Source organism: uncultured Halomonas sp. (genome assembly GCF_947501415.1).
In the GTDB taxonomy this organism is placed as follows: domain Bacteria; phylum Pseudomonadota; class Gammaproteobacteria; order Pseudomonadales; family Halomonadaceae; genus Halomonas.
This window is the reverse complement of sequence record NZ_CANMVL010000011.1, coordinates 231,059-255,431: the sequence shown is the minus strand read 5'-3', so window position 1 is coordinate 255,431 and position 24,373 is coordinate 231,059. Positions and strand designations below refer to the sequence as shown.

Below are 24,373 nucleotides of genomic sequence, written 5' to 3'. Positions count from 1 at the left end.
GGACCGACCCATCCGGCACGCATGGTGACGCCTCGCGCTTGGCGCTAGCATGGTGGAACACCGTGGAGAATCTGATGAGTGACTTTACCCCCCTGCAGGCGCTAGGCCCATTCCGCAAGGTCGACCCCTCGGCCGAGCTGCCTGGTGGCGATCATCTGGAGCGTTATCTGGGCCACTACGGTCTGGCACCGCTGCTCGCCGGACGCGTGGGGTTGCACCTCGGCTTCCTGGACGCCGGTGGCTTCCGCCTGTGGGCCTCGCTATGGAGCCCCGCCGAGCCCATCGGCACGGTCTTCGTGGTTCACGGCTACTTCGACCACCTGGGACTCTATCGTCACCTGCTGGAGCGACTGCTCGATCGAGGCTGGCGGGTGGTGCTGTGGGATCTGCCCGGCCACGGACTCTCCAGCGGCCGGCGCGCCTCCATCGAGGACTTCGACGACTATGGCGCCTGCCTGCGCGCCCTCCAGGACCATCTGCGGCGTGAAGGGCTGGCGCCCCACCCCTGGCTGGGCATCGGCCAGAGCACCGGGGCGGCGATACTCGCCACCGACGCCCTGACCCGCGGCACGGAGAGCCACTGGGCCGGTCTGGCCCTGCTGGCTCCCCTGGTGCGGCCCTGGGGCTGGCGGCAGTCGAGCTGGCTTCACCTTCTGGTGGGACCCTTCGTGCGCTCCATCCCGCGCAAGTTCCGCGACAACTCCACCGATGCCGAATTCGCGACCTTCCTTCGCGAGCAGGATCCGTTGCAGGCCGACCGACTGGCGGTGGACTGGGTCAGCGCCATGCGTCGCTGGATGCCTCGCCTGCTGGCACTGCCCCCCACCCCGGTGCCGACCCTGATCCTGCAGGGAGAGCAGGACCTGACCGTGGACTGGGTATGGAACCTGGAGGTGCTCAAGGAGAAATTCCCCAATGCCGAGGTCCATCTACACCCCGAGGCACGCCACCACCTGGTCAATGAGGCGGAGCCCATCCGCCAGGCGCTCTTCGACACCCTGGACCGCTTCATCGACGCCCTGGCCCCCAGCCCCGCAGCGGAGAACACGCCACCATGAACACCTCCTCACGCCTGACCCTGCTGGCACTGCTGGCGCTGCTCACCGGCTGCGCCGGCGCCCCGGAGCGACCCGACAGCGGCATTCGTCAGGCGCTGTTCAACCTTGGCGAGCGCGCCGCGACGCGGGTAATGGCCGCGCCGGAACTCCCTCGCCCTCCGAGCGACCAGGTGCTGCTGCTCTCCCCCTCCGAAGTCGACGCCAGCCTCGGCATCGAGGACGAGCGCTTCCAGGAGAGCCTGGTTCGCGCCCTGCTGGCGGTCAGCGACGGTCCTCAGGTGCTCGACTGGGGCGATGGCCTGAGCGAGGGCGGCGACAATCAGTGGCAGCTGGAGAGCCACCTCGAGGCGGACGGCCCACGCCTCACCCTCTCCGATCGAGAACTTCTGCCCTACCGCCTGAAGCTGACACTGCGCCGCCCCGGCGAGGAAGCGGCTCGCTGGCAAGCCAGCCTCCAGGGGGCCCTGGACGCCACGGCGCTATAACTCACCCCTTCAGCAGTCGATCGAGCTGGCGATACCCCACAGCCTCGATCAGCTGCTCACGCTCCGGCGCTGACGCCCCCGCCAGGTCGGCCAGGGTCAGGGCCACCCGCAACACACGATGGTAGGCCCGCGCCGAGAGCCGTAGCCGTTCCAGCACCTCGGCCAGCCAGGCGCGATCGGCCGCCGAGAGGCCACAGGCCGCCTCCAGTTCACGCCCGGCCAGATGAGCATTGAGCGCACCCCGCGCCAGCTGGCATTCGCGCGCGGCCAGCACCCGCCGGCGGACCGTCGCGGAGTCCTCGCCGGCCTGGTTGGCGGTCAACTGCTCCGGCGGCAGCGCCGGCACCTCCACCTGTAGGTCGATACGATCGAGCAGTGGACCCGAGAGGCGCGACTGGTAGCGCTGGATCTGTGCCGCCGTGCAGTGACAGGCCTGGCGCGGATCGCCCAGGTGACCACAGGGGCAGGGATTCATCGCCGCCACCAGCTGGAAGCGCGCCGGATAGCGGCGCTCGTGGCTGGCCCGAGCGATATGGATACGCCCCGACTCCATGGGTTCGCGCATCACCTCCAGCACATGACGCGGAAACTCCGGTAGCTCATCGAGGAACAGCACGCCGTGGTGGGCCAGGGAGATCTCGCCGGGGCGCGGCCTCGTACCGCCGCCCACCAGCGCCACGGCGCTGGCGGTATGATGCGGCGAGCGGAAGGGCCGACGGCCCCACTCGGCGCGCAGCGGCAGCCCGCTGACCGAGCGTACCGCCGCCACCTCCAGCGCCTCCTCGTCAGTCAGCGGCGGCAGGATGCCCGGCAGGCGACTGGCCAGCATGGTCTTGCCGGTTCCGGGCGGGCCGGCGAAGAGCAGGTTGTGGCCGCCGGCGGCGGCCACCTCCAGGGCGCGGCGGGCCTGAAACTGTCCGCGTACCTCGGCCAGGTCGGGCAGCGGCCGTGTCGCCTCGGGCGGGCGCATCAAGCGATGGGGCGTGATCGGAGTCTGGCCCAGCAGGTGGGCCACCACCTCGAGCAGATGATCGGCGGGCAGTACCTCAAGCTCACCGGCCAGCGCCGCCTCATCGGCATTGGCCCATGGCACGATCAGCCTCCGCCCCGCACGACGCGCCGCCAGGGCCAGCGGCAACACCCCCTCCACACGGCGAAGTGCACCGTCCAGCGCCAGCTCGCCGACGCTCTCGGTGTTCTCCAGACAGGCGGGAGGCAGCTGTCCCGAGGCGAGCAGCAGCCCCAGGGCGATGGGCAGATCGAAGCGACCACCCTCCTTGGGCAGGTCGGCGGGAGCCAGGTTGAGGGTGATACGCCGCAGCGGGTATTCGAAGCCGGCATTGACCAGGGCGCTGCGCACCCGCTCCCGGCTCTCCTTCACCGCCGTCTCCGGCAGGCCGACCAGCGTCATGCTGGGCAGGCCGTTGGAGAGGTGCACTTCCACCTGCACCTCGGGTGCCTCAAGACCGAGGCCGGCCCGGGTGTGCACGATCGCCAGCGTCATGGGCGCTCCCTCGCGAATGGAATGCCTTCAGGCTAGCCTAGCCAGCGAGGGCCAGCGAGGGAACGCGCGTCTCAGCGTCCCGCTTCGCCGGCGCCTTCTTCAGGAGGGGTCGACGCCTTGTCCGTAGCAGTGGGCTGGGGCTTGTCGGCGGCACCGGCATCACGGGAGACGGTATCACCGCCGGCCTGGGCCTCCACCAGTGCCTCCAAGGCCGCCACCTGCTGCTCCAGCGACTCGACCCTGGCTCGGGTGCGCTGCAGCACGTCCATCAGGATGTCGAAGTCCTCGCGTGAGACCAGCTCCAGACGGTCGAAGGCGCCCCTCACCACCTGCTGGACACCTTTCTGCACCTCTTCGGGCGCCTGGGAAGCCCCCTGCAGACGCTCGCCGATCTGCTGGGCCAGCCGGCCGATTCTGTCGTGGGTCACCATGGTGATTCTCCTGATTGGGAATGATGGCCTACAGGATACGCGTGGCACCTCCGGGACGCATGCCCTCTTGCAGGGCATATGGCATGAGCCTCGGCACCATCACAGAGCATGGGCCTGTTAGACGGCCTGACAAGGTGCCGCTCGCGGTCGAGAGCGGTAACACAATCTATTGATATTGAATGGATTAAATGTTCGCTGGCATGCCATGCGCATGGTGCTGATCAGCCACCCCATCGGGTCGCCTCTCATCGCCAACGAGGAGACAGGCCATGAAGCTGATCAGCGCGATCATCAAGCCCTTCAAGCTGGACGACGTCCGCGAAGCACTCGCCGACAACGGCGTGCAGGGCATTACCGTTACCGAGGTCAAGGGCTTCGGACGCCAGAAGGGGCATACCGAGCTCTATCGCGGCGCCGAGTATGTTGTCGACTTCCTGCCCAAGGTGAAGCTCGAGATCGCCGTGGAAGACGAGCGTCTGGAGGACGTGCTCGACGCCATCTGTACCGCCGCCGGCAGCGGCAAGATCGGCGACGGCAAGGTGTTCGTCACCGCCCTCGAGGAGGTGATCCGCATCCGCACCGGCGAACGCGGCACCGATGCCGTCTGATCGCCGCGACCCACCTGAAGTCGCCTGCCACTTACCTGCCTGGAGGCGCCTGCGGCTTAACTGTCTGGAGAAAGCCCCATGAGTGACCTGATCGAACTGAGCTATGCGCTCGATACCTTCTACTTCCTGATCTGCGGCGTGCTGGTGATGTGGATGGCCGCCGGTTTCGCCATGCTCGAGGCGGGTCTTGTGCGCGCCAAGAACACCGCCGAGATCCTTACCAAGAACATCGCCCTGTTTGCCATCGCCTGCACCCTGTATCTGCTGGTGGGCTATCACATCATGTACGCAAGCCCCGATGGCGGCATTCTTCCCAGCATCGGTGGACTGCTGGGCAGTGAGAACGGCGTGGATGCCGTGCTAGCCGGCGGCGATGACGCCCCCTACTACGCCATGCGCGCCGACTATTTCTTCCAGGTGGTATTCGTGGCCACCGCCATGTCGATCGTCTCCGGCGCCGTGGCCGAGCGCATGAAGCTATGGGCCTTCCTGGCCTTCGCCGTGGTGATGACCGGCCTGATCTATCCGGTCTCGGGCTACTGGACCTGGGGCGGTGGCTGGCTCTCCGCCGCCGGCTTCTCCGACTACGCCGGCTCCGGCATCGTGCATATGGCCGGTGCGGCGGCGGCCCTGGCCGGTGTTCTGGTGCTCGGCCCGCGCAAGGGCAAGTACGGCAGGGACGGCAGCGTCTACGCCATTCCCGGCGCCAACCTGCCGCTGGCCACCCTGGGTACCTTCATCCTGTGGATGGGCTGGTTCGGCTTCAACGGTGGCTCGGAGCTGAAGATCTCCGACGTGGCCTCCGCCAACAACGTCGCCCAGGTGCTGGTCAACACCAACGCCGCCGCTGCCGGCGGGGTCATCGCCGCCCTGATCGTGGCCAAGCTATGGTTCCGCAAGGCCGACCTGACCATGACCCTCAATGGTGCCCTGGCCGGCCTGGTGGCCATCACTGCCGAACCCCTGGCTCCCACCGCACCGGGCGCCGCCCTGATCGGCGCCGTGGGTGGGGCCATCGTGATCGCCGCCATCGTGGCCCTCGACAAGCTGAAGATAGATGACCCGGTCGGTGCCATCTCGGTGCATGGGGTGGTCGGCATCTGGGGCCTGCTGGCGGTGCCGCTCAGCAATGGCGGGGCCAGCATCGGCGCCCAGCTGCTCGGCATCGTCGGGATCTTCGCCTGGGTCTTCCTGACCAGCCTGGGGGTCTGGAGCCTCCTCAAGGCGCTGATCGGCATCCGGGTCAGCGAGGAGGAGGAGTATGCGGGTGTCGACCTGGCCGAATGCGGCATGGAGGCCTACCCCGAGTTCAGCGTGGCCAAGCAGTGAAGGCCATGCACCGAAGTGAGCAGGCGTGCTCCACTTGCCCCCGAATGGGGGCTTTTTTTCTTCCCCGCCGGCGGCGTGTATCCTAGAAGCAACCCGCCTATCGACGGCGGCACGTCCGCCCAGGAACCGACGAGGAACCAATCATGAAACTGGTGACCGCCATCATCAAACCCTTCAAGCTCGATGACGTCAGGGAGTCCCTCTCGGAGATCGGCGTACAGGGCATCACCGTCACCGAGGTGAAGGGCTTCGGCCGTCAGAAGGGTCATACCGAACTCTACCGTGGCGCCGAGTACGTGGTGGACTTCCTGCCCAAGGTCAAGCTCGAGGTCGCCGTGGATGACGAGATGGCCGAGAAGGTGATCGACGCCATCACCAGTGTCGCGAATACCGGCAAGATCGGTGACGGCAAGATCTTCGTGACACCGCTGGAGCAGGTGATCCGGATCCGCACCGGCGAAACCGGCAAGGACGCGGTCTAGGCCCGAAGCTCGAAGCTCGAAGCTCGAAGCTCGAAGCTCGAAGCCAGACTTAACGACACCGCCCCCGTGGCAAGAGCCACGGGGGCGGCTTTTCTTCCAGCTTCCAGGCGCGAAGCGCCGCTCTTCCAGCTTTCGGCTTACTTCTCGACAAACGCCCGCTCGATCACGTAGTCACCGGGCTCCCCCATGCGCGGTGAGATCTTGAAGCCCAGCTCGTCGAGCAGTTCGCTGGTGCTCTCCAGCATCGAGGGGCTGCCGCAGATCATGGCGCGATCCTGCTTGGGATCCAGTGCCGGCAGGCCGGTATCCTCGGCGAGCTTGCCACTGCGGATATGATCGGTCAGCCGGCCCATGGTATGGAACGTTTCACGGGTCACCGTCGGATAGTAGACAAGCTTTTCGCTGATCTCCTCACCCAGATATTCATGAGCCGGCAGCTCCTGCTGGATAAAGTCGGCATAGGCCAGCTCGCTGACGTTGCGCACGCCATGCACCAGCACCACCTTCTCGAAGCGTTCGTAGACCTCCGGGTCCTGGATCAGGCTCATGAACGGAGCCAGGCCGGTGCCGGTGGAGAGCAGGTAGAGATTGCGTCCGGGCAGCAGGTCATCGGTGACCAGGGTGCCGGTGGGCTTGCGGCTCACCATGATCTGGTCGCCCACGGCGAGATGCTGGAGTCGCGAGGTAAGGGGGCCATCGGGCACCTTGATGCTGAAGAACTCCAGATGATCCTCGTAATTAGGGCTGGCGATCGAGTAGGCGCGCATCAGGGGTTTGCCGCTCACTTCCAGCCCAATCATCACGAACTGACCATTCTTGAAACGCAAACTGCGCTCGCGGGTGGTGCGAAAGCTGAACAGGGTATCGTTCCAGTGATGGACGCTGAGAACCTCTTCGAGGGCAAACTTGCTCATACCGCCTCCTTTAGTATTCCAAAAAAGAATAAAAGATTGATAAAGATTTGGTTTGAATTCTAAGACAGGAGGCGTTATCTGTTAAATGGATTGTATGGATAACCTTTATTTGCAATATTGATATAGACCATCGGAGCTTGCCCATGCGTTTTACCCTGCGCCAGCTGGAGGTCTTCGTCGCGGTGGCCCAGCACGAGAGCGTGTCCCGAGCGGCTCGTGCCCTGGCGCTCTCCCAGTCTGCTGCCAGCAGCGCCCTCGCCGAGCTGGAAAAGCAATTCGACTGCCAGTTGCTGGATCGCCACGGTAAGCGCCTGCGCCTCAACGCCCTGGGCTTTCAGCTGCTGCCCAAGGCGGTAGCGCTGCTGGATCGCGCCGAGGAGGTCGAGGAGCTGCTCCATGGTCAGCAGGGCATTGGTGTGCTCGATGTGGGTGCCACCCTGACCATCGGCAACTACCTGGCCACCCTGCTGATCAGTGATTTCATGCAACGCCATCCCGGTAGTCGGGTCCGCCTGGCGGTGCGCAACACCCGCACCATCGTCGATAGCGTGCGCCACCATCGGTTGGACCTGGGCTTGATCGAGGGCCAGTGCGAAGAGGAGGACGTGATCTCCCAGCCCTGGGTGGAGGATGAACTGGTGGTGTTCTGTTCGCCCCGTCACCCTCTCGCAACGGCCGGAGAGGTGGAGCTGGGGCGACTACTGCACGAGGCCTGGATCATGCGCGAAGAGGGGTCGGGGACGCGTCTGACCCTGGAGCAGGCGGCCCGTCATCGGCGCAGTCGCTTCAATGTGCTGCTGGAACTTGAGCACACCGAGGGGATCAAGCGCGCGGTGGAGTCAGGCCTGGGCATCGGCTGTGTCTCCCGGCTCGCACTGCGTGATGCCTTCCGGCGCGGCAGCCTGGTGCCCATCGCCACGCCGGAGCTGGACCTTAGCCGTCAGTTCACCTTCATCTGGCACCGCCACAAGTATCTCGCCTCCGGCATGCGTGAGTTTCTCAAGCTATGCCGACAGATGACCGAGGGCGCCACCCGCAGCGACCAGATTGACCTGCCGAAGGTGCCCTGAACGCTGCATTTCAACAACATCGGGCCCGGCAGTGCCGGGCCCGATGAATACACCTGAGGATCAGTCGAGTGATCAGCGCATATCGCTGACCGCTTCTTGAATATCCTCCAGGTTCGCCTTGGTGAGATCCTTGGTCAGGGAGTGAATCACCAACTTCGCGGTGGGAGCGTCGAGCTTGTCACGTAATTGACCGAGAAAGCGGGCCGGGGCCACCAGAATCAGCTTCTCCAGGCTGTTGTCGACGCGTGCCCGATAGAGCCGTTCGGCAACCTGCTTGGCGAACACCTGCTCTTCATGGGTGCGCGCCGCGCTCTCACCACCGGAAGAGCGCGAACTGGTCGACGTCGACTCATGCACGTCGGCGCCGCGATCGGTGACCAGGTCTCCTTCATGCAGTCGGTTCGCCGCATGCACCAGGCTCTCCTGCTCGACCAGCTTGAGCGCGTCACGAGTGAAGATTCGTGCCCGCGCCGCATCCGCCACCACGATATAAGTTGTCATAGTCACTCCTTGATACCGGTGGAACGACGGCCGGCGCCACGCCGACCGCTCTGGATCAACAATGGCAAGCGCCTTGACGCGGGTCAACCCGCACCGACGGTAATTGGCGACAACTGCAGCGGCGTCTGTTCTGGGGTAGCATTTCCACTGACCGGCAGGATGCCGGCACACTTATCGCCACGATGTGGCCCGGGAGGCCCCGATGCGTCAGCTACTGTTTCCCCGCCGCCCACTATCCCGCGGCACCCTGCTCACCTGTCATCTGCTGCTGCAGGGCGGTCTGGCCCTCGGTGCAGGGCTGTGGCTCGCCCCCCGCACCCCTTGGCTGGCCGCCACGACCTGGCAGGAGGGCTGGCCCGTCCTGGCAATGGGCGCCGGCCTCTGGCTGCTGGCCGCCATGCTGCTGCGCCTGGTGGCCGAGCTCTCGCTGCTGCCCCATCATCTGGCCGGCCAGCTCCGCGCCGGCCCGGTCATCACCCGCTCCTGGGAACGCCGCCCGGCGGTACATGATCCTCAGTCCGCCTGGACCAGCGAGGCGCGTCCCCTGACCGCCACGGACGATGCGGTAGGCAGCCCCCGGGTAACCCGGCCCGCCGAGCCACTACGCTCCCGCAGCGGCCGCAAGCCCACCCCGGACTCCACCGACACTCCTCATGACGAGCCTTCATGACGTGCCTTTATGACGTGCCTTTATGACATGCCTTTATGACATGCCTTTATGACATGCCTTTATGAGGCTCCCCCAGGGGCACCATCGCACCGCTGACCCTGCGACCCGTCAACCTCGACCAAGATCTCTTTACTGTCTCATCAATCTGGCCGTGCGATGCACAGCAGCCAGCGCAGGCCGGCCAGCAGCAGCACGGCCGTTGCGGCACCGAGACCATTGGCGAGGATGTCGGCCCAGTCGCCACCACTACGCCCCGGCACCAGAAGCTGGGCGAACTCGATGATGCCTCCGAAGCCGACGACGAGCAGCAGGGTAATTGGCAGGCGCACGCCGGCTAGACCGAGCAGCCCCGCCAGACCAGCATAGCCGATGAAGTGATTGAGCTTGTCCCAGGGCAATTGCCTTGGCATCTCGTTACCCGGGGTCAGACTACCGATGACGATAATCAGCGCCCCCACAACGGCCAGCGCCGCCCATAGGCGGCGCCGGTCGTGCAATCGTCTCAGGCCAGCAAGCCCCGCCCATTCAGCCATGGGAGATATTGCGGTGATAGGCCGGGCTCAGGTCGTGCAACGCCTCCATGAAGGCGGTGACGTTATCCGGGTTGGTGAACTGACTGATACCGTGCCCAAGATTGAAGACATGTCCGGGACCTTCACCGTAGCTCTCCAGGATACGGCCGACTTCAGCACGAATCGCCGACGGGCGAGCGAACAGCACGTTGGGGTCGAGATTGCCCTGCAGGGCCACCTTGTCGCCCACCCGAGCGCGGGCGCTGGAGAGTTCGGTGCTCCAGTCCAGACCCACTGCATCGGAACCGGCCTGAACGATCTCCTCGAGCCAGTGGCCGCCGTTCTTGGTAAACAGGATCACCGGCACGCGACGCCCCTCATGCTCACGGATCAGACCGGCGACGATCTGCTCCATGTAGCGCAGCGAGAACTCCAGATAGGCCGGCGTGGTGAGGACACCCCCCCAGGTATCGAAGATCTGCACCGCCTGTGCACCCGCGCGGATCTGGGCGTTGAGGTAATCGGTCACGGCCGTGGCCAGGGTATCGAGCAGATCATGCATCACGCTGGGCGTGTCATAGAGCATGGTCTTGACGTGGCGGAAGTCCTTGCTGGAACTGCCTTCGACCATATAGGTCGCCAGCGTCCAGGGACTGCCGGAGAAGCCGATCAGCGGTACCCGCCCGTTCAGCTCGCGACGGATGGTGGAGACCGCCCGCATCACGTAGTCGAGATCGCGCTCGGCGTCGGGCGCGCTGAGCGCCGCCACCTCTTCGGCGGTGCGTACCGGCTTGCGGAACTTGGGCCCCTCGCCCGTCTCGAAGTAGAGCCCCAGCCCCATGGCATCGGGAATCGTGAGAATGTCCGAGAAGAGGATCGCGGCATCCAGCGGGAAGCGCTCCAGCGGCTGCAGGGTGACCTCACAGGCCAGGTCCTGATTGCGACACAGATCCATGAAGCTGCCGGCATCGGCGCGGGCGGCGCGGTACTCCGGCAGGTAGCGGCCTGCCTGACGCATCATCCAGACCGGAGTGCGGTCCACCGGCTGACGCGCCAGGGCGCGCAGAAAGCGATCGTTCTTGAGTTCCATGCAGAGGGTCATCCACGATGAAATGTATTCTGCATTGTACCCGATCCATGCGCTCCGGTCGTGAGCCTCGCTCGCCTTCCTGATAGAATGGCGTCCTACTCCAGCGGCGCCGCCCGCGGCCTGAGAACGAGGTAACCCGTGACGATTCGCTTTATCGCCGCCTCCCGGCTGCCCACCCCCTGGGCGACCTTCACCATGCACGGTTTCGAAGACGAGGCCACCGGCAAGGATCATATCGCCCTGACACTGGGTGACGTGGCCGATGGCGAGCCGGTGCTGGGCCGGGTGCACTCGGAGTGCCTGACCGGGGACGCGCTCTTCTCGATGCGCTGCGACTGCGGCTACCAGTTGCAGGAAGCGCTCAAGCGGATCGCCGAGGAGGGACGCGGGGTGCTGTTCTACCTGCGCCAGGAAGGGCGAGGCATCGGGCTGCTCAACAAGATTCGTGCCTACCACCTGCAGGACCAGGGGGCCGATACCGTGGAAGCCAACGAGCGGCTGGGCTTCGCCGCCGACCTGCGCCGCTATGACCTCTGCGTGCCGATGCTCGAACACCTGGGCATCGCCGCCCTGCGCCTGATGACCAACAACCCTCGCAAGGTAGACGCCCTGAGCCGTGCCGGCATCAGCGTCGCGGAGCGGGTGCCGCTGACCACCGGCCTCAACCCCCACAACGAGCACTACCTCTCCACCAAGGCCGGCAAGCTGGGACACATGATGGCGCTGGGCGACTTTACCCCGGTCGAGGAGACCAGTAACAAGCAGAAACCATGACACTACTCCATCCTCGAAGTTACTATAAGTGCCTTGAGGATGTGGAGGACTAAGTCATTATTAATTCACTTCTGCGAGTTTAGCTTTATACAACCCAGAAAAAATGAAAATGCCGTTATCTTCTTCGAAAAGGGGCGTTGAGCCAAATGGATAAAGCGCAGACGCTCGAAATAGGTTTGGTGCTATATCCTGGAGTGCAACAAGCAGCTGTGTTAGGCCTGACCGACCTCTTTTGTGTCGCTAGCCGTATGGCATCATCGCGTCTTCAGAGCCCCGCTCCCCCATTACTGGTCACACATTGGCAACAAAGTGCTGCAGATACTCCACCCGTGTGCATTTTTAATAGCGCCCCAGGCGCGCCCTCCGTGTTATCAGCGTTAATCCTACCACCCACCCTGAACGAGCCACACAAAGAGGATAAAGCGTCGGCTCTTTCGAAGTGGCTTCACCAACGGCATGCAGACGGAGCCGTACTGGGGTCCGTGTGCGCCGGAGCCTTCCCGCTAGCCGCAACAGGTATAATGGCCGGCCGCAGAATGACAACCCACTGGACTTATGCCGATTTACTTCAGCTTCGCCACACCAATATACATGTAGACGCCGACCAGTTACTTATTGATGACGGGGACGTCATTACTGCTGGTGGCCTTATGGCTTGGACAGACTTAGGATTAAAGCTGGTGGATCGCTTACTGGGTCCAACTGTAATGGTCGAGATGTCGCGTATGTTAGTTGTAGACCCTCCCGGTCGGGAGCAGCGCTACTATAGCGCCTTTTCGCCTCGTTTGACCCATGGAGATAGTGCGATACTCAAAGTGCAACACTGGCTACAGGCAACCCAAGCCAAGAGCGTGGTATTACCCTCCTTGGCAGCACGGGCAGGCTTGGAAGAGCGCACCTTCATGCGCCGCTTCCGAAAGGCCACAGGCATGACAACGACAGAGTACTGCCAACAACTACGCATAGGCCAAGCCCGTGAGTTATTACAATTCGAAAAAACAACTATTGAAAAAATAGCATGGCAAGTCGGTTATAACGATACTGGTGCCTTCCGTAAGATCTTTACACGCATTGTAGGCCTGTCACCTAGTGCGTATCGGCAACGCTTTTTCACAAAAATTCAGAGCGAATAATAAAAACCAGGTCTATTCCACTTCAGTTTGGCAACAACTGATGGCGTCATTGACACCAAAAATGTCGTTTCCGCCACTTCCCCTCATGCCACACATAGGCAAACATAACATCTCCCAATCCATCGATGGAGTTGCACCTTGAAAAATCTTGGTTTGATCATCATTGACCTGCAGAAAGAGTATCTTCCAACCGGTAAGCTACCCCTGAATAACATCGAGACTGTAGCAGACAACGCAGCCAAGGTTCTTTTCGATGCTAGAGATAAAAACATCCCCATTATTCACATTCGACATGAATTCGCCAATGGTGAAGCGCCGGCATTTGTACCAGGCACAGAGGGCGTAGAAATACAACCTAATCTTCTTCCAGCCGATAATGAGACAGTCATCGTCAAAAACCACATCAACGCATTTCGCGGTACAGACCTCAAGCAGCAGCTCGATGCTCACGGTGTTGAAGAACTAGTCATTGTGGGTGCTATGAGTCACATGTGTATCGATGCCTGCGTGCGCGCTGCAGTTGATATGGGTTACCCAGTCACAGTGCTACACGACGCTTGCACTACGCTGGACCTAGATTTCAACGGCGTGACTGTACCTGCGGCGCAGGTGCAAGCGGCAACGATGGCGGCATTTGAGTTCGGCTATGGCACCGTGACTTCAACGGAATCATACTTGGGTACGAAATAGTTAGCTCTGACATCCTCCATCTTAAACCCGATTATCTGCAAGCCCTCTTAATTTTTCATAGCAATATAACATGATGAAAGCAGGGGGCTTTCAACTCCTAAGAAAGTCAAGTTAGCGCAACCATTAGCCCAACAATAATAAATAAAGCACCAAAAAATCTGGGGATATAAAACCTCTCCCCTAGCCAAAAAACACCTATAACAAGTCCAAATATAATACTAACTTGCCGTAGAGCAACAACCAAGCTAACATTTTCAGTAAAGCTCATTGCCACTAATACAAGCCCATAAGTAGTTGACATCATGATTCCAGCTATTGAAGCAACTCCTTTTATTGACCAGGCTGTTTCAAATTGTTGGTATTGACGAGTGCAAATCATCCATAAGGCAATCGGAACTGACATGGCCCAATACTGCAATGCCAGATAGTAAATGGCAGAATATTCATTCGAAACATACAGTCCCATAGCATGAGTTAAAATATTCAAAGCTTCTTTGTCAAGAACTGAATATCCTGCTGTACCAAGTGCTGCAAAACCAGCCCAAAGGATCCCTGGCTGCAAATAATCTCTAATCTTTAATTCTTTGAAACTGGTCACAGGAAGAAAAATACAGCCAATAAATAATACAAAAAAACCTATCCACTGGTTACTGCTGACAGAATACCCCATAAGAAATATCGCAGCTCCAACTAGTAAAACTGGAAAGCCACGCGCCAGAGGATAGACAATACCCACATCTGCATTTTTATAAGCGTACACAATCCCCGTTAAGTACACCATTTGGCACAGCCCACTAACAACCAAAATCCACCAAAACTGGATGGAAATCTCTTCTACAGGGAACCTTGTGCCAAACCATACTATATAAGGTGTAAACAACACTGAAGCAGCTGTGGTTGCAGAGAGTAGAAAAGCAGTACCAGATGCTTGATAAAACTTTCCTACAGCGTTCCACCCAGCATGAAGTGCAGCGGAAATAACAACAATAATAATTGCAGTTAAAGACATCTTACACCTCTTGAAAAAGAGAGCTCTCATTAAAAATCTAAAGACAAACCAAAAAAATAAAAAAGGGGCTGCAAGCCCCTGTTCTAATAAATAGTTTTTTAACTTTTATCCGACTTACCTGCTGCCGCGGCGAGTTTTGATAATCGTATATCATAGAATTTTGGCTTTCTCTCTACATCTTCCGCGTATTCTTTACGCCTAATTGCATTTCGGACCATCAATGATCCAAAATAACGGAAAGGTTCTGGCGGAAAGTAACCCAAAGGTCCTCTAGCAAGTGGTGATTTCACCCAATCATTATCCAAACCTAAAACTAAAGACGATAGGATTTGACCGCCCATATGGCATGGTCCAACTCCATTTCCAGAATAACCAAATCCATAAAAAATATTACTGCTATTATTTAGCTTTCCAAAGAATGGCAACCCAGTTACTGAACGATCTGAAGCACCATTCCAAGACGCTTCAATCTCTACCCCACTCAGCTCAGGGAAAAAGCTTACAAGACTTTTATGGAGATAATTTCTATAGGGAGAGGGCTTATCGAAAACTGGAGAAACCTTTCCTCCATAAGAAAAAGTATTACCCCCCTTTCCTAGCATAATCCTCCCATCTGGTGTTCTGTGATAGTAGTGAACAAATGTTCTTGAATCCAGGACGCTCACCCCACTTGTTAATCCAATTTTTTCCAGAACTTCTGGACAGGACTCAGTAATAATCATGTCACTAGAGACAATAGCGATCGTACGCTCGAAGCGAGGAAATGAACGCGCCATCCACGCGTTGATGCCCAAAACTATTTTTTCAGCCCTTACATTTCCACTAGGCGTTACAACCGTTGCTGGCACACCCTCTTCCAGCTTCAACATGGGAGTGCTTTCAAATATTTTGACACCTAACTCAATGGCAACTTTTCGCATCCCCCGAACAAGCTTTCCTGGCTGTACAGTCGCGGCAACAGGTGAGTACCATGCTTCTATATTTTTATCCGACCCAGACATCTTTTTAACATCGGAAAGCGAAAGTTTGCGAAATGAGTTTACCCCCTGGCTCTCAAGGGCAGAAATTACACTGTCATTGGCTCCTAGCTGAGATGAATTAGTTGCCGTATAAAGAGTCCCGTCCAGCAAAAAATCAGCATCAATTTCATATTTTTCACAAAACTTACCTATTGAATAAATACTTTCCTCTGACTCTTTTACAAGCCGTACAGCCTCTTCTTCTCCAAATAGCTTTTCAAGAGTAAAGTATTTTGCTGACCATGTGAGTGCACAGCCACCATTTCGCCCACTAGCACCAGCACCACAAACATCGGCTTCAACAACCACCACATCAACATCTGGCGACTGTTCTTTAATCATTATGGCCGTCCATAGGCCAGTGTATCCCCCGCCAACGATACATACGTCGGCCTCAATATCATTCTCTAACGGAGGGCATTCTAAAATCTCTTCTTCATCTAGAGCTTTCTTTATCCAATATGGTCGCATTTAAGCTCCCTCCGCATAACTTATCATCAAGAAATTAAACCTTGAAAGGCCAGATCAAACACAAGGAAAATGATATTAAAATATGCGATGATAACCGAAGTTTTTCATTAAACTTTTATTCAATTACCATCGCTTTTATATAGAACATTAAGCCTTAGAAGAAGCCCAGCGGATTGATGTCATAGCTGACCAACAGATTCTTGGTCTGCTGATAATGCTCGAGGGCCACCTTGTGGGTCTCGCGACCGACACCGGACTTCTTGTAGCCGCCGAAGGCCGCATGCGCCGGATACTGGTGGTAGCAGTTGGTCCACACACGGCCGGCCTGGATGCCACGCCCCATGCGGAAGGCCACATTGATGTCGCGACTCCAGACGCCGGCACCGAGGCCGAACTCGGTATCGTTGGCGATCGCCAGCGCCTCCTCCTCATCCTTGAAGGTGGTCACCGCCACCACCGGCCCGAAGATCTCCTCCTGGAAGACGCGCATCTTGTTGTGGCCCTTTAGCAGCGTCGGCTCGATATAGAAGCCCTTGTCATAGGCCGGATCGAAGCTCGCCTTGTCACCGCCGGTGAGCACCTCCGCCCCCTCCTCGCGGGCGATAGCCATGTAGGACATGATCTTGTCGAACTGCTCCTGGGACGCCTGGGCCCCCACCTGGACATCGGTATCCAGCGGGTTGCCGCGCTTGATCTGCCCGACCTTCTCCATCACCTTGGCCATGAAGGCGTCATACATGGACTCCTGAATCAAGGCTCGGGAGGGACAGGTGCACACCTCACCCTGGTTGAAGAAGGCCAGTACCAGCCCCTCGGCGGCCTTGTCGATGAACGCTGGCTCGGCGTTCATGATGTCGGCGAAATAGATGTTCGGCGACTTGCCCCCCAGCTCCACGGTGGAGGGAATGATGTTGTCGGCGGCACACTTGAGGATATGCGCGCCTACCGGGGTCGAGCCGGTGAAGGCGATCTTGGCGATGCGCTGGCTGGTGGCAAGCGCCTGGCCAGCCTCGGCACCATAGCCATTGACGATATTGACCACGCCCGGGGGCAGCAGATCGCCGATCACCTCCATCAACTTGAGGATCGAGGCGGGCGTCTGCTCGGCGGGCTTGAGCACCACGCAGTTGCCAGCGGCCAGGGCCGGCGCCAGCTTCCAGACGGCCATCAGCAGCGGGAAGTTCCAGGGGATGATCTGCCCCACCACGCCCAGCGGCTCGTGGAAGTGATAGGCCACGGTATTGGCATCGATATCGGCGGCGCTGCCCTCCTGGGCACGAATGCAGCCGGCGAAGTAGCGGAAGTGATCGACGGCCAGCGGCAGGTCGGCGTTCAGCGTCTCGCGCACCGCCTTGCCGTTGTCCCAGGTCTCGGCGACCGCCAGCATCTCGATATTCTGCTCGATGCGGTCGGCGATCCTGAGCAGTATGTTGGAGCGCTCCGCGGCGGAGGTCTTGCCCCAGGCCGGTGCCGCGGCATGCGCTGCATCCAGCGCCTTGTCGATATCCTCGGCGCCGGAGCGGGGAATCTCGCAGAACACCTCGCCGTTGACCGGGCTGACGTTGTCGAAGTACTGCCCCTTGACCGGCGGAACGAACTCGCCACCGATATAGTTGCCGTAGCGCGACTCGAAGGATACCGGGGAATCAGTACTGCCGGGATTGGAATAGATCATAGTAGTTTCTCTTGTTGTCGTTTATTCACAATAAATATTTATATTTACAATAATGCTAGCGTCTTTAAAACCACTACCGCTAATGAATGCGCGAGCACAATCTACTCGCGCGTTCATACATCAGAAAGACTGTGGCATTTCTCCCTTTTCAAGCCTGGCATTTATGTCTGCAATCACAGCGGGTAGCTCATTGATAGTTTCAATCATGTAATGTGGCCGAGAGTCTTTGAAAAGCTCTTCAACCCGCTTTTTCTCTTTAGCCAGCAAATCTTTAGGCATGCTGACATACTCATCATAAGTTACACCAAGCGCATTTCCTGAACAGGTGAGAGCCACTGTCCACATCCCAGCGCTCCTGCCCTCTAGAATACCGGGGGTCGTATCATCGACTTTAACACACGCCGCCACATCACTCACACCCAACTGCATGACGTTAGACAGCGACTGTGCTGGATAAGGCCTGCCGTTAGGAACCTCATCAGTGGCAACAACACAGTCTGCCACATAGTTATTCTCCTTTGCCATCTCAACCACTTTTTCCATCACAACAGCAGGGTATCCGGAGCAGGAACCAATTTTAACTCCGTTCTTCCTAAGATCATTAATAACGTCTAGTGCACCAGGGATAATTTCTGAATGCTCCCCTATCTTACTAATCTGAAGAGGCATGAAGCGATTATAAATCGTAGTCACATCTTCATCAGTAGGAAGCCTTCCAAACTCTTCTTTGAACCTATTAGCAATAGCATTTTCATTGCACAGAGTTCGAATATGATCCCACTTCCCCATTCCCATAGGGCCACGAGCCTCTTCCAAAGTCACCTCGACATTAAACTCTGAGAAAGCCTCCACAAAAATCTGAGTAGGTGCGAATGATCCAAAATCAACAACAGTTCCCGCCCAATCTAGGACTACGGCCTGAACTGACTTAGGGTTTTGATATTTCATTTCACTGCCTCCTGGGAATTTTATTAACTATTAATAATCTAAAGCTATGCAACAGCTTTTGATTTATCTAGGTCGCTTAACCTTTTTTTCTCGACACTCTCAGGCGTAACATTCCAGTTCATTGACAAAATGATAGTTGCAACAATTGCAGTCCCTGTAAACACCATGAAAACAGTTTCTGTATCGAAGAAGCCAGGCAACAATCCTCCCATTACTGCTCCTACAGAACCGCAGCCGTTTACAAACCCTGAAGCTGTGGCAGCTGATCCCTTTCCAAAGTCTATCGCAGCTGACCCACAGATCATCGAGTCAGGCCCATATAACGTCAAGCCAACCATAAATAGTAAAGCGACAACAACAGCAACACTTCCAGTCTGCATGGCTGGGACAAATAGTATCAGAAGCCCTGATAGAACTATTAGGCTGACAGTACATGCAGGAAACCGACGGGCATTAAACAATTTATCAGAAATAAAGCCTACAACGATTGGCCCAAAAAGTCCTGCCACTTCAAATGCGGTTGGAACAATAGCTGCTGCAACCTTTCCAATTTCGGGCATTTTCTCATAGACCATGACAGGCCCCCAAAACAGGATCGCATAGCGTGCCGGTTTTAGTAGAAAATAAGCTAAACCCAAAGTAACAACCGTTCTATTTCTCAGGGTTTTAGAGAGGCTTTGTAAAAAGCTCGCTCCTTCCTCTTGAAGCAGCTCCTGCTCTTCTTCGGCCTCCGGATCGACCGGAGGTAAGCCAACGTCTTTTGGTTTATTCCTCTGAAAGATAAAGAAAAGCAGTGCAATTACCCCAACAAAAATAGAGCTGGAAATAAACGCTGCTTTCCATGAGTCGAAAACAGTATATGCCCAGTAGCCTGCAAAAGGAGAAGCTACCAATCCTCCAAAAGCATAGCAGGAGCTCCATAATCCAAGGATTCGCCCACGCTCTTTTACGGCAAAAAAACTACCCACATTCTTGCAAAGACCCGACCATCCAGTTGACTGAGCAAGCCCTTGAACAACCATGCAAGCAGCAAAGATTGGTACCGTTGCAAACGTTCCCATTATAAATGCTGCAGCAGCAGATATAATCAGTCCCCCCAACACAACCACACGTGGGCCAAATCGATCGGACAGAATACCCCAGGCAAACTGTCCTACTGCATAAGCGGCTAGATACGTAGCATCCAGCTGCGCCATAACCGATTTTTCTAACTCAAAGGTGGGATCATCCGCTATACCAAGCTTTGCTATTGAAAAAGCTTTTCTTGTAAAGTAGAAGGCAGCATAAGCAATCCAGGTGATTGCAAAAATCTGCCACCTCCATCTTCCAATAGAGCTAACTGCCTCTTCTAGAAGAGTTTTTCTATATTGGTATTTGTTCATTGTTATATACCACTCTCTTTTTCAATACTGCAAGAACACTATTGACTATTCAATCTAACACCTATACTCCATCAACAGACATAGCTGCAAGAGATTCTTCGACTGCTTTTATAAGGTCAAGCACGACATACTCATCAATTTGTCCAATGCAACCCATCCGGAAACTCTCTACTTCAGTAAGCTTCCCAGGGTAGATGATGAAATTTCTTTTCTTTAGCTCATCATAAAACTTCTTAAATTCAAAATTTTCGTTATCTGGTGACAAGAACGTTGTGATTATGGGAGAAAGCCATACATCATCCAGCAAGGTTTCAAATCCTAACGCTCTCATTCCTGATACAAGTACATCTCTGTTGCGACTATAACGGCTATGGCGACCAGCGACTCCCCCTTCTTCAGCATGTTGCTTCAGAGCTTCATGGAAGGCAATCACAGTGTGTGTGGGCGGAGTGAAGCGCCACTGACCAGTTTTCTCCATATGCTTCCACTGCTCATACAAATCTAAACTCAGTGAGTGTGAGCGCCCTTTACTACTTTCTAGAAGTGTTTTTTTGATGATAACAAATCCAAAACCAGGGACACCTTCGATGCATTTATTGGCCGATGAGACCATCACATCAAAGGGAACTTCACTAACGGTCAATGGCACACCACCGAATGAGCTCATCGCATCAACAATCAGCCCTTTTCCATGCTTCTTAACAACGCTTGATATCTCTTTAAGTGGATTTAAAATTCCTGAACTTGTCTCACAGTGTACAAGAAAAACATCGGTAACATCTGGATTTTTCGTGAGGATTTCATCCACCTCCTCAGGTGAGGGAGGGAGGTAGTCCCCTTTATCCAGAACAACATAATCTCTTTTTAAATAGTCAAGTGTTAGGGCTGCTCTTTTTCCATAGGCGCCATTCATGAGAAGAAGGGCCTTTCCCTTGACATCAATTGCGGTGGCTAGCGACGCCTCAACGGAGAAGGTACCACTCCCCTGCATCGGTACACACACGTAGGTGTCACTATCTGCACCCGCCATTTCCAATAGGCTAGACCTGATATGAGCCGTGGCTTGATTAAAGTCCGCATCCCACGATCCCCAGTCACGCAGCATCGCTTCCTTGGTAGCTAGTGAGGTCGTTAGAGGACCTGGTGTCAAAAGGTAGGGTTCTCCAGCGGAGGTTTTCAGTTTCAATGACTCTGCGTTGATTTTTTGGGCTTCTGTCATGGTTGTCATTTTTTCGCCTCACTACTGTGTTGTTTCTGGGTGTGTCGCGCGCCAAGCAAAAAGGCTGATCCGCACAACCGACAGCAAAGCAAACCTTGAAAAATAGGTAAAATCGATTTATCCTATGAAGAAAATAATCCTGGGTTATAATTATGACTATTTCTCATTCTCAGTTACGGGCATTTCATGCTGTTGCAACCAGTGGCAGCTTCACTCTTGCAGCTAAAAGATTAAATCTGAGCCAGCCTGCAGTATCGGATCAAGTTAAAAAGCTAGAAGACAGATATAATATAAGTTTATTAGTCAGATCCAAACGCCAAATAACCTTATCGCAACAAGGTGAAAAACTTCTATCCATTACCAACACTATTTTCTCTGCAACGGATGATGCCGAGTCCTATCTAACCAAATCCAAGCAGTTGCAGACCGGCAGTATATCAATTGCTGCTGACTCGCCCGTCCATGTGATGCCATATATAAAAGTATTCAAGGAAAAACACCCCAATATATCCTTCACGTTAAGCTCTGGGAACTCAGAAGAATGCATAAAAAAAGTTATAAAGCATGAGTCTGACTTTTCGGTGACGGCAGAGCCAAGCAATATAATTGACCCTCGCCTTAGCACGATTGAGCTCAGCAGGGATAAGTTGGTCGTGATTGCACCAACAAGCCACCCATGGTCAGGTAGGAAAGAAGTAGAGCTACATGAGCTAAGCAATCAGCCCATTGTCATTCGAGAAAAAGGATCAATGACTAGAATTGTATTCGAAAAAACAATGAAAGAAAAAGAGCTTCCTATTTTTCCTTCAATTGAAGTAGAAGGCCGGGAAGCAGTGTTGGAAATGGTGCTAGCTGGACTAGGGATCAGTGTCGTGTCAGAGGCTGAAAAAAAAGGCTATAAGGATATAGCATCTATACCAATAAGAGGTTGTAGCGCTAAGATGAGTGAAATACTTTCTTGGCAAGCCTCTCAAAGTGAGAAGGCCACAACCTCCGCATTTATTGACTGTGTTAGAAACAATATATCACTATAAGAACAAAAATATAAGACAGTGTGGATGTAACTCATAAATACTGCGCTCGTGTCTGGTGTCGCCTCCTAAGAGCAGAGGATTTACTAATTGGCAGGCTCACTAGCTTGAGTAAAGCTTCCCAGCATTCGATGCAAACTAAACAGCAAACTATATTAAAGTTATATAGGATCCCCACACCTCCACCGTTCAGGACATGATGGCTCGCAATGAGATGCGAATGCTGCTGAGTCTCTACAGGCATCAAGTCCTGTATGGCCTGCAATGACTGCTGGAGCGGCTGGCACCGGCACGGCTGGAGTCTGACCAGGATGCGTAAGCAGGTGGGTCGCCGCTAGTCAGTGCATGCTAGACATATCACTGCTCGCCTCGAGGCGACTGCCGACAAGTGGTGACCGACGTTGCTGAATGGGCAGCCGGAATTAACTGCGCTGAGCTGACGCCCAGCGACACTACGACTGAGAGTGCCACCATAGTGGCTGACGACCTCGGCTGCTCTGGTGGCTTCAACCCGTTACTAAAAGTCATATATAGGCGAAAAAAACCTTATTTTAGCATATGCTAGCGGACCCTCAGGCCACCGATGCTGCTCTTGAGGACCGGGTCCGGAAGAAAGGGCCTTCACGTGGCTCGATCAACGTCCTCACGAGGGAGTCAAGGTTAACCGAGCCACCGGGGCTCGCCTCAGTTCACCTTGGTCGCCACCCGCTTGCGGGGCGCCCCCCACAGCAGCCTGAGGGCGATGGCAATGGTCAGCAGCACGACCACGCCGCTGGCCCCACCCAGCAGGGTGCTCCCCGTCAGCCCGGCGACGAAGAAGGCAACGATACCCGCACTGCCTGCGGTAAGCGCATAGGGAAGCTGGGTCCGCACGTGATCGATATGGTCACAGGATGCTCCGGCAGAGGTAAGGATGGTGGTATCCGAGATGGGCGAGCAGTGGTCACCGAAGATGCCGCCACTCAGCACCGCCGCGATGGTCAGCGCCAGCGGCAGGTCCATGGCCGCGGCCACCGGCATGGCGATGGGAATCATGATCGCAAAGGTGCCGTAGGAGGTGCCGGTGGTAAAGGCCACCAGCGCCGCGATCACGAACAGCAGCACCGGCACCAGGCTGGGCGACAGGCTCGCTTCGGCCAGTGTCACCAGATAGGCGGCGGTGCCAAGCTCGGAGGTCACGCTGCCGATCGACCAGGCCAGCGTCAGGATGATGTAGACCAGGGTCATGCTCTTGATGCCATCGACCACGATATCCATGGCTTCACGGAAATCGAACAGCTTCTGCATCATGCCCATGGTCAGGCCAACCACCACGGCCACCAGCGTCGCCAGCAGGATCGACAGCCCGCCCTTGGCATTGCCCACCGCGGTGACCAGGTCATTCTCGGGGAAGTTGCCGGTCCATAGAAACAGCGGCGGAATCATCATCAGCAGTACGCCGATCGGCACGAGCATATTGCGCTTGCGTGCCTGCTCCTCGTTCACGGCGCTGTCGCTGACGGTATGGCGCTCGGAGGGCGGCATGGCGCCGGCTGCCATTATCTCGCCGGTCGTGCGGGCACGGTGCTCCGCCGCGGCCATGGGACCGAAGTCCCACTGGGTGATCAGCAGAAAGGCAATCAGCCCGAGCGCCAGCCAGGCATAGAAGTTCAGCGGTATGGTCGACAGGTAGATCAGGTACTCGGAGCCACTGGCGCCCATATCGACCAGCTGCGTGCCGATCAACCCCATCACGAACACCACCCAGGTGGATACCGGGCCAAGCAGGCACATCGGCGCCGAGGTGGAGTCGACGATATAGGCCAGCTTTTCCCGAGAGACCTTCATCTTGTCGGTGATCGGGCGCATCACGCTGCCCACGGTCAGGGCGTTGAAGTAGTCCTCGAAGAAGATCAGGATCCCGAGCCCCATGGTGGCCCCCTGGGCGCCGCGCCGCGACGCCACCCGCGCCGAGATCCAGTGCGCAATGGCCTGGGCTCCTCCCGAGCGCTCCAGCACACCGATCAGGACGCCGAAGAGGCCACAGTAGATCAGCACCGTCACGCTCCACTCATCGCCCACGCTGGGGATGATGAAGGCATCGAAGGTGTCATAGAGCCCCGCCGCCGGATTGCCGCCTGCCAGCATGGTGGCACCCAGCCAGACCCCGCAGAAGAGGGCCGGAATCACGTTGCGCGTCATCAGCGCGAGCGCTATCGCCAGCAACGGCGGCAGCAGGGAAAAGGCACCGAAAGACATGACGGTTGCTCTCCTTGGAATCTTGGTGGCGTTCTCGATGGCGTGGTTGGTGGCGTGGTTGGCGCGGCCGGTGATCGATCAAGTCGCGGCCAACTCACGCCTGAAGGGGGAATCGGGGAGTCTTCGAAGG

At 56.9% G+C, this 24,373-nt stretch carries 24 protein-coding genes and 1 pseudogene; 12 read left to right on the top strand and 13 right to left on the bottom strand.

Annotation, left to right across the window (positions count from 1 at the left end):
* Window positions 1-74 precede the first annotated feature (74 nt).
* Together Q0894_RS09725 and Q0894_RS09720 are read left to right on the top strand one after the other, a co-directional pair.
* Window positions 75-1,058, top strand: coding sequence for an alpha/beta hydrolase (locus Q0894_RS09725; protein ID WP_299234431.1), 984 nt, complete (start codon window positions 75-77; stop codon window positions 1,056-1,058).
* The gene (locus tag Q0894_RS09720; protein ID WP_161422856.1) at window positions 1,055-1,543 is read left to right on the top strand and encodes a hypothetical protein; all 489 of its coding nucleotides are present in this window, start codon (window positions 1,055-1,057) and stop codon (window positions 1,541-1,543) included. The genes Q0894_RS09725 and Q0894_RS09720 overlap by 4 nt, the downstream gene beginning before the upstream one ends.
* Before the next feature lies 1 nt (window position 1,544).
* On the opposite strand, the gene Q0894_RS09715 is transcribed toward Q0894_RS09720, so the two are convergent.
* A complete protein-coding gene (locus tag Q0894_RS09715) occupies window positions 1,545-3,047 on the bottom strand; it encodes a YifB family Mg chelatase-like AAA ATPase (RefSeq protein ID WP_132041775.1) in 1,503 nt (500 codons plus the stop codon).
* Window positions 3,048-3,118: 71 nt separating this feature from the next.
* Complete coding sequence (locus Q0894_RS09710; RefSeq protein WP_161422855.1) at window positions 3,119-3,478, bottom strand: accessory factor UbiK family protein; 360 nt, start codon at window positions 3,476-3,478, stop codon at window positions 3,119-3,121.
* Between the two features lie 269 nt (window positions 3,479-3,747).
* On the opposite strand from Q0894_RS09710, the gene Q0894_RS09705 reads away from it, so the two are divergent.
* The 3 genes from Q0894_RS09705 (at window position 3,748) to glnK (ending at window position 5,897) form a co-directional block, all read left to right on the top strand.
* Window positions 3,748-4,086: a P-II family nitrogen regulator gene (locus tag Q0894_RS09705; RefSeq protein WP_132041777.1), complete on the top strand. Its 339-nt coding sequence runs from the start codon at window positions 3,748-3,750 to the stop codon at window positions 4,084-4,086.
* Between the two features lie 78 nt (window positions 4,087-4,164).
* A complete protein-coding gene (locus Q0894_RS09700) occupies window positions 4,165-5,415 on the top strand; it encodes an ammonium transporter (protein WP_161422854.1) in 1,251 nt (416 codons plus the stop codon).
* Between the two features lie 143 nt (window positions 5,416-5,558).
* Window positions 5,559-5,897: a P-II family nitrogen regulator gene (glnK, locus tag Q0894_RS09695; protein WP_023004277.1), complete on the top strand. Its 339-nt coding sequence runs from the start codon at window positions 5,559-5,561 to the stop codon at window positions 5,895-5,897.
* 137 nt (window positions 5,898-6,034) lie between these two features.
* On the opposite strand, the gene Q0894_RS09690 is transcribed toward glnK, so the two are convergent.
* Window positions 6,035-6,811: a ferredoxin--NADP reductase gene (locus Q0894_RS09690; protein WP_132041779.1), complete on the bottom strand. Its 777-nt coding sequence runs from the start codon at window positions 6,809-6,811 to the stop codon at window positions 6,035-6,037.
* A gap of 143 nt (window positions 6,812-6,954) precedes the next feature.
* Between Q0894_RS09690 and Q0894_RS09685 the strand changes: the two genes are divergently transcribed.
* Window positions 6,955-7,881, top strand: a complete 927-nt coding sequence (locus tag Q0894_RS09685; RefSeq protein ID WP_299234409.1) for a LysR family transcriptional regulator — start codon at window positions 6,955-6,957, stop codon at window positions 7,879-7,881.
* Between the two features lie 72 nt (window positions 7,882-7,953).
* On the opposite strand, the gene Q0894_RS09680 is transcribed toward Q0894_RS09685, so the two are convergent.
* A complete protein-coding gene (locus tag Q0894_RS09680) occupies window positions 7,954-8,382 on the bottom strand; it encodes a host attachment protein (protein ID WP_299234406.1) in 429 nt (142 codons plus the stop codon).
* A 202-nt stretch (window positions 8,383-8,584) separates the two neighbouring features.
* On the opposite strand from Q0894_RS09680, the gene Q0894_RS09675 reads away from it, so the two are divergent.
* The gene (locus tag Q0894_RS09675; protein ID WP_299234404.1) at window positions 8,585-9,052 is read left to right on the top strand and encodes a hypothetical protein; all 468 of its coding nucleotides are present in this window, start codon (window positions 8,585-8,587) and stop codon (window positions 9,050-9,052) included.
* 140 nt (window positions 9,053-9,192) lie between these two features.
* Here Q0894_RS09675 and Q0894_RS09670 read toward each other — a convergent pair whose 3' ends face one another.
* Together Q0894_RS09670 and hemE are read right to left on the bottom strand one after the other, a co-directional pair.
* The gene (locus Q0894_RS09670) at window positions 9,193-9,585 is read right to left on the bottom strand and encodes a VanZ family protein (RefSeq protein ID WP_299234401.1); all 393 of its coding nucleotides are present in this window, start codon (window positions 9,583-9,585) and stop codon (window positions 9,193-9,195) included.
* A complete protein-coding gene (hemE, locus tag Q0894_RS09665) occupies window positions 9,578-10,654 on the bottom strand; it encodes a uroporphyrinogen decarboxylase (protein ID WP_195689666.1) in 1,077 nt (358 codons plus the stop codon). Before hemE ends, Q0894_RS09670 begins: the two co-directional genes overlap by 8 nt.
* Before the next feature lie 138 nt (window positions 10,655-10,792).
* On the opposite strand from hemE, the gene ribA reads away from it, so the two are divergent.
* From ribA to Q0894_RS09650, 3 genes are all read left to right on the top strand, one after another.
* A complete protein-coding gene (gene ribA, locus Q0894_RS09660; RefSeq protein ID WP_299234395.1) occupies window positions 10,793-11,428 on the top strand; it encodes a GTP cyclohydrolase II in 636 nt (211 codons plus the stop codon).
* Between the two features lie 146 nt (window positions 11,429-11,574).
* On the top strand, window positions 11,575-12,561 hold the full coding sequence (locus Q0894_RS09655; protein ID WP_132041786.1) for a GlxA family transcriptional regulator: 987 nt from the start codon (window positions 11,575-11,577) through the stop codon (window positions 12,559-12,561).
* Between the two features lie 138 nt (window positions 12,562-12,699).
* Window positions 12,700-13,251 (top strand): cysteine hydrolase family protein, encoded by a 552-nt coding sequence (locus Q0894_RS09650; protein ID WP_132041787.1) that lies wholly within the window; start codon window positions 12,700-12,702, stop codon window positions 13,249-13,251.
* 106 nt (window positions 13,252-13,357) lie between these two features.
* Here the strand turns inward: Q0894_RS09650 and Q0894_RS09645 are convergent, their stop codons facing one another.
* The 6 genes from Q0894_RS09645 to Q0894_RS09620 form a co-directional block, all read right to left on the bottom strand.
* Window positions 13,358-14,260 (bottom strand): EamA family transporter, encoded by a 903-nt coding sequence (locus Q0894_RS09645; RefSeq protein WP_299234392.1) that lies wholly within the window; start codon window positions 14,258-14,260, stop codon window positions 13,358-13,360.
* Between the two features lie 98 nt (window positions 14,261-14,358).
* Window positions 14,359-15,750: an FAD-dependent oxidoreductase gene (locus Q0894_RS09640; protein WP_132041789.1), complete on the bottom strand. Its 1,392-nt coding sequence runs from the start codon at window positions 15,748-15,750 to the stop codon at window positions 14,359-14,361.
* A 154-nt stretch (window positions 15,751-15,904) separates the two neighbouring features.
* Complete coding sequence (locus Q0894_RS09635; RefSeq protein WP_299234387.1) at window positions 15,905-17,425, bottom strand: aldehyde dehydrogenase family protein; 1,521 nt, start codon at window positions 17,423-17,425, stop codon at window positions 15,905-15,907.
* Window positions 17,426-17,545: 120 nt separating this feature from the next.
* Complete coding sequence (phnX, locus tag Q0894_RS09630) at window positions 17,546-18,373, bottom strand: phosphonoacetaldehyde hydrolase (RefSeq protein WP_132043527.1); 828 nt, start codon at window positions 18,371-18,373, stop codon at window positions 17,546-17,548.
* 44 nt (window positions 18,374-18,417) lie between these two features.
* The gene (locus Q0894_RS09625; RefSeq protein WP_132043525.1) at window positions 18,418-19,755 is read right to left on the bottom strand and encodes an MFS transporter; all 1,338 of its coding nucleotides are present in this window, start codon (window positions 19,753-19,755) and stop codon (window positions 18,418-18,420) included.
* Window positions 19,756-19,816: 61 nt separating this feature from the next.
* Window positions 19,817-20,983, bottom strand: a complete 1,167-nt coding sequence (locus tag Q0894_RS09620) for a 2-aminoethylphosphonate--pyruvate transaminase (protein WP_366130994.1) — start codon at window positions 20,981-20,983, stop codon at window positions 19,817-19,819.
* Window positions 20,984-21,126: 143 nt separating this feature from the next.
* Here Q0894_RS09620 and Q0894_RS09615 point away from each other — a divergent pair, with 143 nt between their 5' ends.
* Complete coding sequence (locus Q0894_RS09615; RefSeq protein ID WP_299234377.1) at window positions 21,127-22,008, top strand: LysR substrate-binding domain-containing protein; 882 nt, start codon at window positions 21,127-21,129, stop codon at window positions 22,006-22,008.
* Between the two features lie 178 nt (window positions 22,009-22,186).
* Window positions 22,187-22,400, top strand: a pseudogene (locus Q0894_RS09610) (IS1380 family transposase); the annotation flags it as partial.
* A gap of 289 nt (window positions 22,401-22,689) precedes the next feature.
* On the opposite strand, the gene Q0894_RS09605 reads toward Q0894_RS09610, so the two are convergent.
* The gene (locus tag Q0894_RS09605; protein ID WP_299234374.1) at window positions 22,690-24,243 is read right to left on the bottom strand and encodes a Na+/H+ antiporter NhaC family protein; all 1,554 of its coding nucleotides are present in this window, start codon (window positions 24,241-24,243) and stop codon (window positions 22,690-22,692) included.
* Window positions 24,244-24,373 lie beyond the last annotated feature (130 nt).